This is a genomic window from Sphingopyxis sp. NFH-91, assembly GCF_021401285.1.
Lineage (GTDB): Bacteria > Pseudomonadota > Alphaproteobacteria > Sphingomonadales > Sphingomonadaceae > Sphingopyxis > Sphingopyxis terrae_A.
Genome location: NZ_JACBGA010000001.1, coordinates 405,649 through 420,058, shown reverse-complemented (window position 1 = coordinate 420,058; position 14,410 = coordinate 405,649). Strand labels below are relative to the sequence as shown.

Here is a 14,410-nt window from a genome sequence, read left to right as displayed (position 1 = left end):
CCAGCTAGCGGGACTGCTAGAATTTGAAGCCGGCTTCGATCGACAGGTTGCGCGGCGGTTCGAGATAGAGAATCGCGCGCGGAACCGCGGTGATCGGCGCCGGCAGGTTGAACGCGCTGCCCGTCGTCAGCTCGTTGGTCAGATTCTTGCCGACGAAGGCCAGGAACCAGCGCTCGTCCGCATCCGAAAGCTGCACGCGCAGGTCGAGCTTCACATAGCCTTTCTGGATGCCGAAAATCGGGCTCTGATTGTCCGAGTCGAAATATTTCGAGCGGCCCGCGGCGACGCCCGTAATGTCGAGCTTCAGATCGTCGCCCAGCGGCACGCGGCCGTGCGCCGAGACATTGCCGGTCCATTTCGAGGTATAGGCGAGACGATAGCCGGCGAGATTGTTAGTCGCCGGCGTGCAGGTACTCGGCTGCGACGCAAGGCAGGCAGCCCCCGGATAATCGTCGTATTTGATGTCCTGATACGCACCCGATGCGGTGATATCGAGGTTGGGCGACAGATAGAGCGCAAGCGATCCTTCGATGCCCTTCGACGTCGCGCTCGCGGCGTTGCCGGTCAGATAGCTGGAGCTTGCCGGCTGATAGACCGAAACCTGCAGATTCTTGAACTGGGTGTCATAGATCGAGACGTTGGCGACGACCTTGCCGTCGAACAGCGTCGATTTGACGCCCGCTTCATAGTTGGTCGAGCGCTCGGGCTTGAATGCGAAGGTCGCATTCGTGGTGCCGAGGGTATTCGACACAAAGCCGCCCGACTTCGACCCGCGGCCATAGGTCGCGTAGAGCATGATGCGCGGTGCGACGTCGAACTGCACCGTCACCGACGGATCGACATTGCCTTCGCTGAGCGAACCGACCGCGCTGGAGATCGGACGGATCGCAAACGGGCCATAGACCAGCCGCGAGGCGAAATCGGCGTCCTTGCTCGTGTGGCTGTAGCGCAGGCTGCCGATCACGCGGAAGGTGTCGGCCAGGTTCAGCGTACCCTGTCCGAAGACCGACCAGCTGTCCGACGTCTGGTTGAAGCGGCTGTCGATGCGGCCGAAATAGGGCGAACCGAACAGGTTGGCGATATTGAAGCCCTGCAGCTGGTCGAGCCGGTATTTGCCATGGTCGTAATAAGCGCCGACGATGAAATCGAAGGTGCGGCCGGTCGGCGACAACAGGCGAATTTCCTGGGAGAATTGCTCGAAGCGTTCGGGGAAGCTGTTGTATACCGAATTGTTGGTAAACGCGCCGCCGCCGCCCGGAATCGTCTGATCGAAGCCGTTGACGATATTGGCGTTGAACCAGCTGTAACCGGTCACCGACGTCAGCGTATAGTCGCCTATCGCGATGTTGCCGGTGCCCGATATCATGACCGATTTGGTCTTGGTCCCTTCATCGCCGAGCGCCGACTTGTCGAGATAGCGGGTAAGGTGCGGATCCTGCGCGCTGGTCAGCGGGCTCGACACGGTAATGCCGCCCACGACATCGCGGTTCGCATATTCGACCTTCGCGGTGTAATCGAAATTGGCCGACGGTTCCCATTTCATCGTCAGGCGGAGAAGCTGCTGCTTGATCTCCGGATCGTCATGGTCGGTCGCGAGGTTGCGGATATAGCCCTGCTGGTTGAGCACCTTCATCGCGAGGCGCGCGCTCAGCGTGTCGGTCAGCGGCCCCGACAGATAGCCCGAAAAGTCGGTGCCCTTGAAATCGAAGTTATAATTGGCGGTCAGCTTGCCTTCGAACTGGTCGGTCGGCCCCGCCGACACGACGCTGACCGCGCCGGCCGCGGTGTTCTTGCCGAAAAGGGCGCCCTGCGGACCGCGCAGCACCTCGACGCGCGCGAGGTCGAAGAAGGGTGCCTGCGCCTGACGCGACCGGCCGGCGTAGACGCCGTCGACATAGAGCGAGACCGACTGGTCGAACGCGAAGTTCGCCGGCGGCGAGCCGAAGCCGCGAATGTAGATCACGTCATTGCCCGCGGTCGACTGGACGAAGACGTTCGGCGTGTAATTCATCACCGCCTTGATGTCGTTCGAGTTGAAATCGTCGAGCCGCTGGCCGCTGACGACCTCCATCGAGATCGGAACATCCTGGATGTTCTGGGCGCGCTTTTGCGCCGTCACGATGATTTCATTGCCGCTGACGCTTGCTTCCGCGGACGTATCGGCGCCATCGTCGGCAGTCTGCGCCATCGCCGGCGCGGCGGTAGCCAGCATCGCAAGCGTCGCGACGCCAGCGAGCAGATTCGAATGTCGAGCCTTCATCTTCACCCTCCCATAAAGCCTAGTGCAACGGTACCGGTTTCTCCGTCCGATCCGTCAATCTGATTGACCCTTAGTATACTAATGGTTTTATGCTTGTCCAGAGTTTCAAGAGAGGATTCCCATTATGACCGACGAAAATCGCCAGAGCGCGCTTGCGAGCCGCCCCTTGTGCACCGTGGAGTTCGAGGTCGGCGGCGGCCTGATCGGGATCGGCGCGTCGCCTTTCGGCGACCAGCGGCTCGGCTATATCACCGGCGGACGATTTTTCGGACCGCGAATCAACGGCATCGTTCTGCCGGGTGGCGGCAATTGGTCGCGCGGCGGGCGGCTGGGCGAAGCGGCGTCGGTCGGCACCTTTGATGCGCGCGCGGTGTGGCAGACCGACGACGGCGCGCTCATCTACCTCAGCTATACGGGGCGCAGCCTGATTCCCGACGACGTCCGCACCGCCTTCGCCGACCCTGCCGCGCCCCATGTCGATCCTGCGCGCTATTATCTGCGAATCGCGCCCGTGTTCGAGACCGCGAGTCCCCGATACGACTGGCTCAACGGTCTGCTCGCCGTCGGAGTCGGCGAGCGCACCGACTTCGGCGTGCGCCATGTGATCCACGAGATATTGTGAGGCGAAATGCCTGAGGCAGTGCCCCGCCCCTAGCCCACGGCTCGGTCGCGGCCTTCCCAATAGGGCGCGCGAAGTTCGCGGCGCAGCACCTTGCCCGAGGGATTGCGCGGCAGCGCGTCGATCGTCTCGACGCTCTTCGGCGCCTTGTAGGCAGCGATGCGCTCGCGCGCCCATGCGATGACATCGGCGGGATCGACCGTGGCGCCGGGCGCGGGGACGACCAGCGCCTTGACCGCCTCGCCCCATTTGTCGTCGGGCACGCCGATGACCGCGACATCGACGACACCAGGGCAGCCCATGATCGCGCTTTCGACCTCGGCCGGATAGACATTCTCGCCGCCCGACACGATCATGTCCTTGATCCGGTCGTGGACGAAGTAGAAACCGTCGGCGTCACGATAGCCGACATCGCCGGTGTGCAGCCAGCCGCCGATCACGGTTTCGGCGGTCGCCTCGGCGCGGTTCCAATATTCCTTCATCACGATGTCGCCGCGGATCGCGATCTCGCCGATCTCGCCGTCACCGAGCGGCCGCCCCTCGCCATCAAGGATCGCCATCTCGGTCTGCGGCCAGGGCTGACCGCATGAGGTGAGTTTGCCGGGCAGGTCGTGCGCGGCGGGCGAAAGGTAGGAGCCGCCGCCCGAGCTTTCGGTCATGCCGTAGAATTGCACGAAATCGCAGCCGAAGGTCGCGCGCGCGCGGCGCAGCACATCCTCCGCGATTGGCGAGGCGCCATAAGCGATCGACCGCAACGCCGAATAGTCGCCTGTCGCTGCGGCGGGCTGTTGCAGCATCATCTGGATCATCGCGGGCGCGAGGAAGGCGTGCGCAACGCGTTCCTCCGTCAGCATCCGCACCGCATCGTCCGCGACGAAATCCTTGACCAGCACCAGCCGCCCGCCCTGCGCCAGCCCCGAAAAGCTGACATTGGTGCCGGCGACGTGGAACAGCGGCATCACGATCATCACCGTTTCGTCCTCGCCATAGGCGAAGCCATCGACCTCGGTCGCCATTTCGAGGAAGCGGCGGTAATTCTTGTTGGCGAGCACGACGCCCTTGGGCCGCCCGGTGGTGCCGCTCGTATAGAGCTGCAACACATCGTCGGCGAGTTGCGGCGCGTCGGTGGGCGGGGTCGCGGCCGCATCGCCGAGCCAGGCGTCGAAGCTTTCGAAGTCGGGGTGCGCGCCATAAAGCGCCACCAACCGCGGCTTTTCGGCAAACCCGGCGACCGCGGCCAGCGCGGTGTCGAAGAAATCCTCGCCCACGAAGAGCAGCTTCGGCGCCGCGTCGCCCAAAATGAAACCGATCTCGCCCGCGGCGAGGCGGCAGTTGATCGGCGCCAAGCAGGCGCGCGCACGCGCGGTGCCGAAGAAGAGCGGATACCAGGCGTCGTGGTTCTTGGTCAGCACCGACACCCGGTCGCCAGGCCCCACCCCCGACGCCAGCAGCGCGTTCGCGACCCGGTTCGACTGCGCATCAAGCGCGGCAAAACTCGTTTCGCGATCTCCATATTTGACCGCGACCGCCTGCCCACGCGCGCGCGCCTGCGCCGCCGGAATATCGGCCAGCGTCCGAATGGCCTCCAGATCGATCATTTCGCTCTCCCATCGTCACTTTGATCTTGAATTAGATAGAATACTAAGCAAATACTTGGCCAGCAAAAAAGCGAGAGGATCCGCCTTGTTCGATCACCCCATCCTGCCGACAACGATCGTCGGAAGCTACCCCCAACCCGATTGGCTGATCGACCGCGAACGATTGAAGGCCAGCCTGCCGCCACGCGTGCGTGCCGAGACTTTGTGGCGCATCCCCGAACCCTGGCTGGCGGATGCGCAGGAAGCCGCGACCTTGATGGCGATCCGCGATCAGGAAGAGCTGGGCATCGACATCGTCGGCGACGGCGAGATGCGCCGCGAAAGCTATTCGAACCGGCTCGCGACCGCGCTGTCGGGGATCGACACCGAACAGCATGGCACCGCGATCGACCGCACCGGCAACGCCAATCCGGTGCCGCTCGTCTCGGGCCCGATCCGCCGCGTGGCGCCGATCGAGGCGCAGGACGCCGCCTTTCTCCGTCGCCATTCGACCAAGCCGGTCAAGCTGACCCTGCCCGGCCCCTTCACCATGACCCAGCAGGCCGAGAACGCCTATTATCCCGACCTCAGATCGCTCGCGATGGATTATGCCGATGCGGTCAATGCCGAGGTGAAGGATCTGTTCGCCACCGGCGTCGATGTCGTCCAACTCGACGAACCCTATCTGCAGGCGCGCGCCGCCGAGGCGAACGCCTATGCGATCGAGGCGATCAACCGCGCGCTCGATGGCGTCGGCGGCACGACCGCGCTGCATATCTGCTTCGGCTATGCGATGGTGCACCACAGCGCGGGGGCGACGGGGCCGAAGCCGAAGGCCTATGACTTCCTCGCCGAACTCGAAGCGTCGGCGATCGACGTGATTTCGATCGAGGCGGCGCAGCCGGGGCTCGACCCCGCGATCCTCGCCGAACTGCCGACCAAGACGATCATGTACGGGGTGCTCGACCTGTCGACGCCCGATGTGGAAACGCCCGAAATCGTCGCGGGCCGCATCCGCGAGGCGCTGCGCTATGTTGACGCCGAACGGCTGTGGATCGCGCCTGATTGCGGGATGAAATATCACAGCCGCGACCATAGCCAGGCCAAGCTAAAGGCGATGGTCGACGGGGCGGCGCTGGTACGGGCGGAGTTGAAATAGCCTATCCCATCGTCATTGCGAGGAGCGGAGCGACGAAGCAATCTCCAGCTACCGGCCTTGTGCGAGACCGATGGCTGGAGATTGCTTCGCTTCGCTCGCAATGACGACCGTTATGCGTCGATGAAATCCGCCAACAACGGCACCACCAACTCCGGTGCCTCGACCATCGGCAGATGCCCTGCCCCCGCGATCACCTCCAGCCGCGCGCCCGGAATCGCGTCCAATATCTCGTCATGCTGCGCGCGGCTGGTGATGCCGTCCTTGTCGCCCCAGATCAGCAGGGTCGGCACCGCAATCTCGCCCAGGCGCGGGCGGCTGTCGATGCGCGCCATGATCGCGCGCTGCTGCGCGAGGAAAGTGTCGGCGCCGGTATCCGCCGCCATCTGCCGCGCGATGCCGAGCAGGCGCGCGTCGCCGCGCTTTTCTTCCGGAAACAGGATCGGGATGCGCTCCTCGACGACCTGATCGAACCGGCCGCTTGTCACGAGGTCGATATAGCCCTGCCGCCGCGCCGTCTGCGCTGGACCATCGGCGGAGGCGAGCGTCGAGATCAGCGCCAGCTTCGCAACCCGCCCGGGCGCCCGGCGCATCACCTCGAAGGCGATGAAGCCGCCCATGGCGTGTGCGACCAGCGCGAATTTCGGCGGCGCATTGTCGAGCAGCCGCTGCGCGAAGCCCGCGATCGTATCGTCGCTGCGGTTATCGGCGACGATGACCTCGCGGTCGGTCCAGGCGTCAAGGAGCGGTTGCCACACGGCTTCGGTCAAAAGCTGGCCGGTGATGAGGACGATCGGAAGCGTCATGGGGTCAATCCTAAAGCGTCGTCATTCCGAGGAACCGAAGGCGACGCGGCAATCCAGAGCAGGCGTAAACCGCACTGGATTGCTTCGCTCCGCTCGCAATGACGAAATGTTTCATACCACCTGATGCAGCAGCGCTTCGCCCGCCCCCAGCCGACGGCAATTCTCATGCGCCACCGTCAGGCTGCGCACGAGCGTCTCGGGCGTAAGCCATGCGACATGCGGCGCGAGCACCGCATTGGGCAGGCCGAGCAGCGGATTCCCGCGCGGCAACGGCTCCTCCGCAAACACGTCGAGCCCCGCGCCGCGCAGATGGTCCGCGGTCAGCGCCGCGACCAGCCGATCCTCGTCGACCAGTTCGCCGCGCGCGGTGTTCACCAGTATCGCGCCCTGCTTCATCGCGAACGGGTCGATGCTGGCGCGCGTCTCTTCGGTCAGCGGCATGTGCAGCGAGACGATATCGCTCTCCGCGAGCAACTGGCCAAGCGGCAGAAATTCATAAGGCCCGTCGCGCTCGCGCCGCGCCGTATAGACCACCCGCGCCCCCAGCGCGGCGAGCACCGGCGCGAGCAGTTGCGCCGAATTGCCGAACCCGACGAGCCCCACGGTGCGCCCGCCGACCTCGCCCACCGAATCGAGTTCGGACGGATCGGCGGTCCAGCCTTCACCGGCGCGGGTCCGCGCGTCGAAGAAGCAGGTGCGGCGCAGCACGGCCATCATCAGCGACAGCGCCATTTCGGCGACCGCCTGGCTGTTGGTGCCCGGCATGTTGCACACCGCGACACCATGCTCGCGCGCCGCGTCGAGCGCGATCGTGTTCACGCCCACGCCGAGCTTCTGGATCAGCTTGAGCCTGGGCGCCGAAGCGATGAAGTCGGCCGTTACGGGGGTCAGCACATGGAGCAGCGCGGTGATCTCGCCAGCCACCGCGTCGAGCGGTGCGGCTTCGTCGACATGCGTCACGACGCCCGCGCCGAAGATGGCATCGACCGCCGCGCGGAAGCCGGGGCTTGGGCGGGCGTGGAGAACGATCATGCCGCGACCCGCCCGATCGACCCCGCAAAGGCCGAGAAGCCGGCAAATTCGGCCTCGGCGCCCATCGCTTCCTCGATCCGCAGCATCTCGTTCCACTTCGCCATCCGTTCGGAGCGGGTAAAGCTGCCGACCTTCAATTGCCCCGCGTCCCAGCCGGTGGCCAGATGCGCGATCGTGACATCCTCGCTCTCGCCCGAGCGTGCCGAGACGATCGCGCCCCAGCCGCGCGCGACCGCGGCATCGAGCGCGGCCTTCGCTTCGGTGACGGTGCCGATCTGGTTCACCTTGATTAGCGCCGCATTGCACACCGCTGCATCGCCCGCGCGCTCGACGCGCGCCGCATTGGTGACGAGCACATCGTCGCCGATGATTTGCACCCGGTCGCCGATAGCTGCGGTGACCGCCGCCATCGCGGTCCAGTCATCCTGCCCCGCCGGGTCTTCGATCGACAGGATCGGATAGCGTCCCGCCCATTCGATAATGCGCGCCGCCATGTCCTCGCTCGTCAATCGCCCCTCGTCGAGCGCGAAGCTGTAGCCCGAGGCATCGCCGAGTTCGTTCGCCGCAATGTCGAGCGAGATGAAGACGTCTTCGCCCGCGCGGTGCCCGCTGGCCTCGATCGCCTTGGTCAGCGTGCCCAGCGCATCCTCGTTCGAGGCGAAATTCGGCCACCAGCCGCCTTCGTCGGCGACCCCCGACAGCGGCCCCTTGGCTTCCATCAACTTGCCCGCGGCGCGATACACATCGTCGGTGATTTCGAGTGCGCGACGAAAGCTGCCCGCCGCGGGGCACATGATCATGAAATCCTGCACGTCGGTGCGCCGCCCGGCGTGGGCGCCGCCGCCGAAAATCTGGATCTCGGGCAGCGGGATGCGGACTTTGCGGTCCCCGGCGAGGTAGCGCCACAGCGGCAGCCGCGCGTCGGCGGCCGCCGCGTGCAGCACCGCCATCGACACCGCAACGACGGCGTTCGCCCCCAGCCGCGCCTTGTTCGGGGTGCCGTCGAGATCGCACAGCGCCTTGTCGACCGCCGCCTGGTCGCCCGCATCCATGCCGATCAGCGCGGGCGCGATCTCGGCCCCGATCCCGGCGACCGCGCCATTGACGCCATAGCCGCCGAAGGCCGGGCCGCCGTCGCGCAGGTCGATCGCCTCATGCGCGCCGCGCGAGGCACCGGCGGGCGCAATGGCGCGGCCAACCGCGCCCGATTCGAGGATAACTTCCGCCTCGACCGTGGGGCGGCCACGCGAATCCCAAAGCTGGCGGCCGGCAACCGAAGCGATAGGCGACGTCATTCCTTGGTCCTTTTCCAGTTTGCGACGAGCGCATCGATGGGCGTCGGCGCGAGCAGCAACGCACGCGCCTGATCGCGCACGATTTGTTTGTGATGGCGGTCGGTCAGATAGGGCGCGGGCGATTTGCCCTCGACCCGCGCGAGCAGCAACGCGGCGGTCAGTTTGCCGGCGCGCAGCGCCAGCGCGTCGGCGTCTTCCCAATCGATGCCGGCGCGATAGGTCTCGACCAGCGCCGCCGCGGCCTCGCCGAGCCGTTCGTTCCCCAGCCACACCGCCTTCAGCAGCAGATGCGTGGTGCAAAAGGCAAGGTCGAAGGCCGGGTCGCCATAGACTGCACATTCGGCGTCAAGGAACACCGGCCCGTCTGCACCGACGAGAATATTCTTGGGGCTGACGTCGCCGTGAACGAGCGCCACCTTGCGCGACGAGAGGTCGTCGGCGAGCGCGTAGAGCGCCGGCGCGCACTCCGCATCCTTTTGCGCAACGAACAGCAGAAAGGGATCGACGCGCAGCGCGCGGAACATCGCATCGGTCGGAAAGGCGTCGCGGTCGGCGGCGCTGTTCGCGGTCGCGGCGTGGACCGCCACGATGCCGCGACCGACAGCCGCCGCGAACCCCGGATCGACACGGCCCGCGATCAATTCATCCTTCCACACCGGACAATCCGGCAGGAAGCGCATCGCGAAGCCGTGGCCGGGCAATTCGGCCAGCACCTCGGGCACTAGATGCGGATCGACGCCGCGCGCCCGGCGCAGCCAGCGCACCTCGCTCGCGCCGCGTTCGACCGGTGCGTGCCAATCGGCGGCGACACGCAATTGCTCGAGCGGCCGCTTGACCACGATCGGCCCCGCCGGGCCGTCGACCCGCCACACGTCGCAGGACACGCCGCCGGTCAATGGCTCGAGGACGACCTCGCCCTCGCCCGCCAGCCCGGCCGCGCGCAATCCCGCAATGATGTCGGCGGTCGCCGTGTCCACTTACAGCTTCTCCCGGATCCAGCTGCTGACCAGATCGGCGGCATTTTGCCGTTCTTCGATCGAATCCTCGAAATAATGCGCGCCGGGGATCAGTTCGAGCCTTTTGTCCGCGGTGCCGAGGAAGTCGAAGATCTTGCGCGCATCGCTGGGGAAGACGCCGGTGTCGGCGAGCCCCTGCACCACCAGCGCGGGGGTGTCGTGCTTGGCGAGGTGCGGCTGCCCCTGGCACGGCGATGTTTCGAGGCTCCACATGTTGAGCCAGGTCTTGATCGTATTGGCGCGGCCGATGCTGGGGGTGCGGTTGGCGATTGCCGGGTCGCCGCGATAGCACCAGTTGGGCTTGCGGTCCGACGGGTCGATCGCCGGATCGACGCAGCGGATGTCGCCCCAGCAGCGGAACATCGGAAAGATACGGTCGGGGATTCCGGCCGCATTGAGCCGCGCGAGTTCGGCCTTTGCCCAATCGGTGATGCGCTGGTTGCGCGCGCGCTGGCCGGCGCGATATTTTTCGATGAAAGCGTCCGAATAGGGCGGGCCATTGTCGGGATTGAACGGGTCGAGCTCGGGATCGGTCAGCGTCGGATCATTTTCGTCGATCACCGACGCGTCCATCCAGTCGGTCAGCACTTCGGGACGTCCCTGGTGGGCGTTGAAGCTGATATAGAGATTGCCCTTGATGAGCTGCGCCAGCGCATCCTGACCGATTGACGGCAGCCGGTCGGTCAAGGTCGGCGCGATCGCTTCGGCCTGATAGGCGCCCATCAGCGAGCCGCCGCCCGAATTGCCGAGGATCACGATCTGTTCGACCCCGGCCTCTTCTTTCAGCCACTTCATTCCGACCCCGATGTCGAGGATGGCATGTTCGAGCAGGAATTGGTCCTCGAACCCGCGATAGCGCGTATTCCAGCCGAGAAAGCCAAAACCGGCGCGGGCAAAATAGGGCGCGATATAATGTTCGGAAAAATCGACATTATAATGGGTGGCGATGATCGCGACCTTGGGCCGCTTGCCCGCCTCGGTCCAATATATGCCCTGACAGGGATGGCCGCCCGCCTGAATCCGCGGCGCGGTCGGCGACGTGCGGCCGATGAATTGTGCGTCCAGTCCTGCAATCCCGTTCGGGTCCATCAGTCTCTCTCCTGCCTGTTATATCTCATAATCGTCATCCCGGACTTGATCAGGGATCCATTTAACCAGCGTCGAGAGAATGGATCCCGGATCAAGTCCGGGATGACGAGCGTGGGAAACATATTAACGGCTCACCTCGAAGGGCAGTTCATACCCCTCCAGCCCGGCGCGGATCGCCTTCTTGTCGATCTTGCCCGTGGGGCCGAGCGGGATGGCGTCGACGAACACTATGTCGTCGGGCATCCACCATCTGGCGATCTTGCCGTCCAGATAGGCGCGGATTTCGTCGGCCCCCGCGTGCACGCCCGGCTTGAGCTCGCATAGCAGGATCGGCCGTTCGTCCCATTTGGGATGCGCGATGCCGACGACCGCGGCGATGGCGACCGCGGGATGGCCGGTCGCGATATTCTCTATCTCGATCGAACTGATCCACTCGCCGCCCGATTTGACGACATCCTTGGCGCGGTCGGTAATCTGCATATAGCCTTCGCCGTCGATCGTGCTGACATCGCCGGTATCGAAAAAGCCCTCATCGTCGAGCACATCGCCGCCTTCCCCGCCGAAATAGCCGCGCGCGATCGTCGGCCCCTTGATCATCAGCCGCCCCGGCGTCTTGCCATCGTGCGGCAGGCGGTGGCCGGCATCATCGACCAGCTTCATCTCCAGCCCGCACAGCAACCGCCCCTGCTTGAGCTTATACGCCATCTGCGCGTCGTCCCCCTTCGCCGCGACCGAGGCATTAGGGACCGACACCGTGCCGAGCGGGGACGTTTCGGTCATCCCCCACCCCTGGATGACATCGACGCCATAATCGTCGCGGAAGGTGCGGATCAGCGATTCGGGGCACGCCGACCCGCCGATCGTGACGCGTTCCAGCGTCGTGAAGCGCTTGCCATTTTCCTGCAAATATTGGAGCAGCATCTGCCACACCGTCGGCACCGCGGCCGAATAGGTCACGCCCTCCTCCTCGATCAGATTATAGATGGATTCGCCGTCCATCCGCTGTCCGGGCAGCACCAGCTTCGCGCCGACCGCGGGCGCCGAATAGACGACGCCCCACGCATTGGCATGATACATCGGCACGACGAGCAGCACCGTGTCGCGCGCCGACAACGCCAGCGCATCGCGCTGCAGCGTCATCAGCATGTGGATATAGTTGGAGCGGTGCGAATAGAGCACGCCCTTGGGATTGCCCGTCGTCCCGCTGGTGTAGCACAGGCCGCAGGCGCTGTTTTCGTCGAACCCGCCCCCGTCATGTTCGGCGGGATAGCCCGCGATCCAGTCGTCGAACGCCAGCGCGGGATAGGGTGTTTGCGGCAGCGCAGCGCGATCGCAGAAAAAGATCACCTGCTCGATCGACGGCACCTGTGCCAGCAATTCGCCGACCAGATCGGCCACCGCCGGATCGGCGATCAGCAACCGGTCGGCGGCATGATTGGCGATATAGGCGATCTGCTCCATGAACAGCCGCGGATTGAGCGTGTGAAGCACCGCCCCCATCCCCGCCGCGCCATACCAGGCGGCCAGGTGCCGCGCGCCATTCCACCCCATCGTCGCAACGCGGTCGCCCGGCTTGATCCCGGCGGCCACCAGCGCGTTCGATACCCGCTTCGCATCGGCGTGGATTGCGGCATAGGTCGATCGGGTGACGCGCCCTTCGGCGTCGCGCGACACGACTTCGCGCGCGCCGTGCCAGGCCGCCGCATGGTCGAAAATCCGGTCGACCGTCAGCGGGACATTCTGCATCAATCCGTCCATCGGCGGCGCCTCTTCCTCGCTCATTCCAAAAACATAGTATACTAAGCATTTTGTCTTTACACGCTCAGCCGCGCCTTGCCTAGCCCCCGCGCTTCTTCTAGCGTGCGCACCATCGGCGTGCCGCCGAAAACGGGGAATATCGCGTCACTCCATGCGCACCAACCAGCTTATCATCGCTCTTTTCCAACGCTTCTGCTGGCTCGACGAAGGGCTGCAGGCACGGCTGCACGATCGCGGCTGGCCTGACATCAGCCGCCCGCAATCGATGGTGATGACGAATATCGTCAGCGGTATCGTGCGCCCGTCGGACATCGCGCGCAATCTGGGCGTCTCGCGGCAGGCGATTCACAGCACGATCAACCAGATGGTCAAGCTGGGCATGGTCGAACTGGCGCCCGATCCCGAAGACCGGCGGCACATGATCGTCTCGCTCACCGAAACGGGCGCCCGGATGCGTCAGGACGCGCAGCGCGCGATGGATCAGCTCGCCGACCAGCTGGCCGATCGGCTTGGCCACGACCGCTTCGACGCCTTGCTCGCGACGCTCGAGGCCGACTGGGGCGACAACAAGGAACGCCGCCCGGCCTAGGGTCAGGAGGCGAGCGCGGCCGCCACCTTGGCGAGCCGCATCGCCGTCATGTCGACCAGCGATGCGGGCAGCGCGTCCTTCAACGCGCCGCTCTCGTCGAAAGCGGCATGCGCGTTGGGGATCAGCACCTGTTCAGGAATCACGAGCGTCTGCACCGTCGACAGGATCTGGCGCAGATGGATCAGGCCGCGCAACCCGCCGAACGGGCTGACCGAGGCCGACATGATCGCCGCCGCCTTGCCGCGATAGGCGACGAGCGCGACAAGCCCCTCGTCGCCCGTCGGCCGCGACGCCCAGTCGATCGCATTTTTGAGCAGCGGCGGCACCGAGCCATTATATTCGGGCGAGACAAATAACAGCCCGTCCTGCGCCGCAAAGACACGCTTCAACCGCTCGGCATCGGCGGGAAAGGCGCCGGATTCGATCGCGGCCGAATAGAGCGGCAGGTCGTAGCCGGCGAGATCCACGTCGGTGACCTCAGCCCCTTGCGCCTCGAGCGCGCGAATGGCGAGCCTGCCCAGCGCCCGGTTGAACGATCCTTCGCGCGTGCTTCCGACGACAACGGCAATTTTCGGCAATTTACCCTCCCCGCAATAATGATTAGAATACTAACCTATTATCGCGGACGTCCGCAAGCCCGTTGCGAAAGGGGTCAGGCCTTGATGTCGGACAGCGTCGACAGCTTGGCGGTTTCGTCGGCCAGATTCTCGATCACGCGGCGCATGAGCGCCTGCAGCGTTTCAACCTCTTCATCGGTCATGCCGCGGGTCGCGATTTCATGGACCTCGGCATTCATCGGCGCGAGGATCAGCTCGAGCTTGCGCGCGTGCGGGGTCAGATGGATGAAGGTCTTGCGCCGGTCGTCCGACGTCTTCTTGCGCGTGATGAAGCCCGCCTTCTCAAGCCCCTTGAGCGCGACCACCGTCGTCGGTTCGCGCATGCCGACACGCTCGCTCAGTTCGCGCTGGGTGATGCCGTCCTCGCGCCACAGCTGACGCAGGAACCGCCATTGCCCCGCCGACACATCATAGGTCAGCGTTCCGCGCTCGAGCAGCCGCGAAAAGGAGCGGAAGACGATGCGCGCCAGATAGCCGATGCTGTTTTCGGGATTGGTGTAATATTCGGCCGGATGCCGAAACGTCTGGGTCTTCTTCGCCAATTCTCTTCCCCTTTTCCCGAACCTTAGGGGCCTATGATTTGCCCGGCAATATGC

13 protein-coding genes are annotated in these 14,410 nt (G+C 65.0%); 3 read left to right on the top strand and 10 right to left on the bottom strand.

The window, feature by feature from the left end:
• Nucleotides 1-16: 16 nt before the first annotated feature.
• Complete coding sequence (locus L0963_RS02040) at nucleotides 17-2,260, bottom strand: TonB-dependent receptor (protein ID WP_186402956.1); 2,244 nt, start codon at nucleotides 2,258-2,260, stop codon at nucleotides 17-19.
• Nucleotides 2,261-2,384: 124 nt separating this feature from the next.
• On the opposite strand from L0963_RS02040, the gene L0963_RS02035 reads away from it, so the two are divergent.
• Nucleotides 2,385-2,882: a DUF3237 domain-containing protein gene (locus L0963_RS02035; RefSeq protein WP_186402955.1), complete on the top strand. Its 498-nt coding sequence runs from the start codon at nucleotides 2,385-2,387 to the stop codon at nucleotides 2,880-2,882.
• A 29-nt stretch (nucleotides 2,883-2,911) separates the two neighbouring features.
• Here the strand turns inward: L0963_RS02035 and L0963_RS02030 are convergent, their stop codons facing one another.
• Complete coding sequence (locus L0963_RS02030; RefSeq protein ID WP_217372683.1) at nucleotides 2,912-4,477, bottom strand: long-chain-fatty-acid--CoA ligase; 1,566 nt, start codon at nucleotides 4,475-4,477, stop codon at nucleotides 2,912-2,914.
• On the opposite strand from L0963_RS02030, the gene L0963_RS02025 reads away from it, so the two are divergent.
• Nucleotides 4,458-5,615, top strand: a complete 1,158-nt coding sequence (locus tag L0963_RS02025; protein WP_409574542.1) for a 5-methyltetrahydropteroyltriglutamate--homocysteine methyltransferase — start codon at nucleotides 4,458-4,460, stop codon at nucleotides 5,613-5,615. The genes L0963_RS02030 and L0963_RS02025 overlap by 20 nt on opposite strands.
• Nucleotides 5,616-5,725: 110 nt before the next feature.
• On the opposite strand, the gene L0963_RS02020 is transcribed toward L0963_RS02025, so the two are convergent.
• From L0963_RS02020 to L0963_RS01995, 6 genes are all read right to left on the bottom strand, one after another.
• The gene (locus L0963_RS02020; RefSeq protein WP_186402952.1) at nucleotides 5,726-6,418 is read right to left on the bottom strand and encodes an alpha/beta fold hydrolase; all 693 of its coding nucleotides are present in this window, start codon (nucleotides 6,416-6,418) and stop codon (nucleotides 5,726-5,728) included.
• A 111-nt stretch (nucleotides 6,419-6,529) separates the two neighbouring features.
• Nucleotides 6,530-7,450 (bottom strand): NAD(P)-dependent oxidoreductase, encoded by a 921-nt coding sequence (locus L0963_RS02015; protein ID WP_062901851.1) that lies wholly within the window; start codon nucleotides 7,448-7,450, stop codon nucleotides 6,530-6,532.
• A complete protein-coding gene (gene eno / locus L0963_RS02010; protein WP_186402951.1) occupies nucleotides 7,447-8,745 on the bottom strand; it encodes a phosphopyruvate hydratase in 1,299 nt (432 codons plus the stop codon). Before eno ends, L0963_RS02015 begins: the two co-directional genes overlap by 4 nt.
• A complete protein-coding gene (locus tag L0963_RS02005) occupies nucleotides 8,742-9,722 on the bottom strand; it encodes a phosphotransferase family protein (protein WP_062901849.1) in 981 nt (326 codons plus the stop codon). Before L0963_RS02005 ends, eno begins: the two co-directional genes overlap by 4 nt.
• Nucleotides 9,723-10,850: an alpha/beta hydrolase gene (locus L0963_RS02000; RefSeq protein WP_062901848.1), complete on the bottom strand. Its 1,128-nt coding sequence runs from the start codon at nucleotides 10,848-10,850 to the stop codon at nucleotides 9,723-9,725.
• A gap of 123 nt (nucleotides 10,851-10,973) precedes the next feature.
• Nucleotides 10,974-12,632, bottom strand: coding sequence for a long-chain-fatty-acid--CoA ligase (locus L0963_RS01995; RefSeq protein ID WP_234178514.1), 1,659 nt, complete (start codon nucleotides 12,630-12,632; stop codon nucleotides 10,974-10,976).
• 127 nt (nucleotides 12,633-12,759) lie between these two features.
• Here L0963_RS01995 and L0963_RS01990 point away from each other — a divergent pair, with 127 nt between their 5' ends.
• Nucleotides 12,760-13,197, top strand: coding sequence for a MarR family winged helix-turn-helix transcriptional regulator (locus tag L0963_RS01990; protein ID WP_186402950.1), 438 nt, complete (start codon nucleotides 12,760-12,762; stop codon nucleotides 13,195-13,197).
• Nucleotides 13,198-13,199: 2 nt separating this feature from the next.
• Here the strand turns inward: L0963_RS01990 and L0963_RS01985 are convergent, their stop codons facing one another.
• Both L0963_RS01985 and L0963_RS01980 read right to left on the bottom strand, forming a co-directional pair.
• The gene (locus tag L0963_RS01985) at nucleotides 13,200-13,775 is read right to left on the bottom strand and encodes an NADPH-dependent FMN reductase (protein WP_186402949.1); all 576 of its coding nucleotides are present in this window, start codon (nucleotides 13,773-13,775) and stop codon (nucleotides 13,200-13,202) included.
• Between the two features lie 74 nt (nucleotides 13,776-13,849).
• Nucleotides 13,850-14,356 carry a MarR family winged helix-turn-helix transcriptional regulator gene (locus tag L0963_RS01980; RefSeq protein WP_003049460.1) on the bottom strand — a complete coding sequence of 169 codons (507 nt, stop codon included), beginning with the start codon at nucleotides 14,354-14,356 and terminating at the stop codon, nucleotides 13,850-13,852.
• Between the last annotated feature and the right edge of the window lie 54 nt (nucleotides 14,357-14,410).

Bases quoted from the DNA above. Each gene is read 5' to 3' on its own strand.
- L0963_RS02040 (WP_186402956.1), bottom strand. From the start codon at position 2,260: ATGAAGGCTCGACATTCGAATCTGCTCGCTGGCGTCGCGACGCTTGCG.
- L0963_RS02035 (WP_186402955.1), top strand. From the start codon at position 2,385: ATGACCGACGAAAATCGCCAGAGCGCGCTTGCGAGCCGCCCCTTGTGC.
- L0963_RS02025 (WP_409574542.1), top strand. From the start codon at position 4,458: ATGGCCTCCAGATCGATCATTTCGCTCTCCCATCGTCACTTTGATCTT.
- L0963_RS02030 (WP_217372683.1), bottom strand. From the start codon at position 4,477: ATGATCGATCTGGAGGCCATTCGGACGCTGGCCGATATTCCGGCGGCG.
- L0963_RS02020 (WP_186402952.1), bottom strand. From the start codon at position 6,418: ATGACGCTTCCGATCGTCCTCATCACCGGCCAGCTTTTGACCGAAGCC.
- L0963_RS02015 (WP_062901851.1), bottom strand. From the start codon at position 7,450: ATGATCGTTCTCCACGCCCGCCCAAGCCCCGGCTTCCGCGCGGCGGTC.
- eno (WP_186402951.1), bottom strand. From the start codon at position 8,745: ATGACGTCGCCTATCGCTTCGGTTGCCGGCCGCCAGCTTTGGGATTCG.
- L0963_RS02000 (WP_062901848.1), bottom strand. From the start codon at position 10,850: ATGGACCCGAACGGGATTGCAGGACTGGACGCACAATTCATCGGCCGC.
- L0963_RS01995 (WP_234178514.1), bottom strand. From the start codon at position 12,632: ATGAGCGAGGAAGAGGCGCCGCCGATGGACGGATTGATGCAGAATGTC.
- L0963_RS01990 (WP_186402950.1), top strand. From the start codon at position 12,760: ATGCGCACCAACCAGCTTATCATCGCTCTTTTCCAACGCTTCTGCTGG.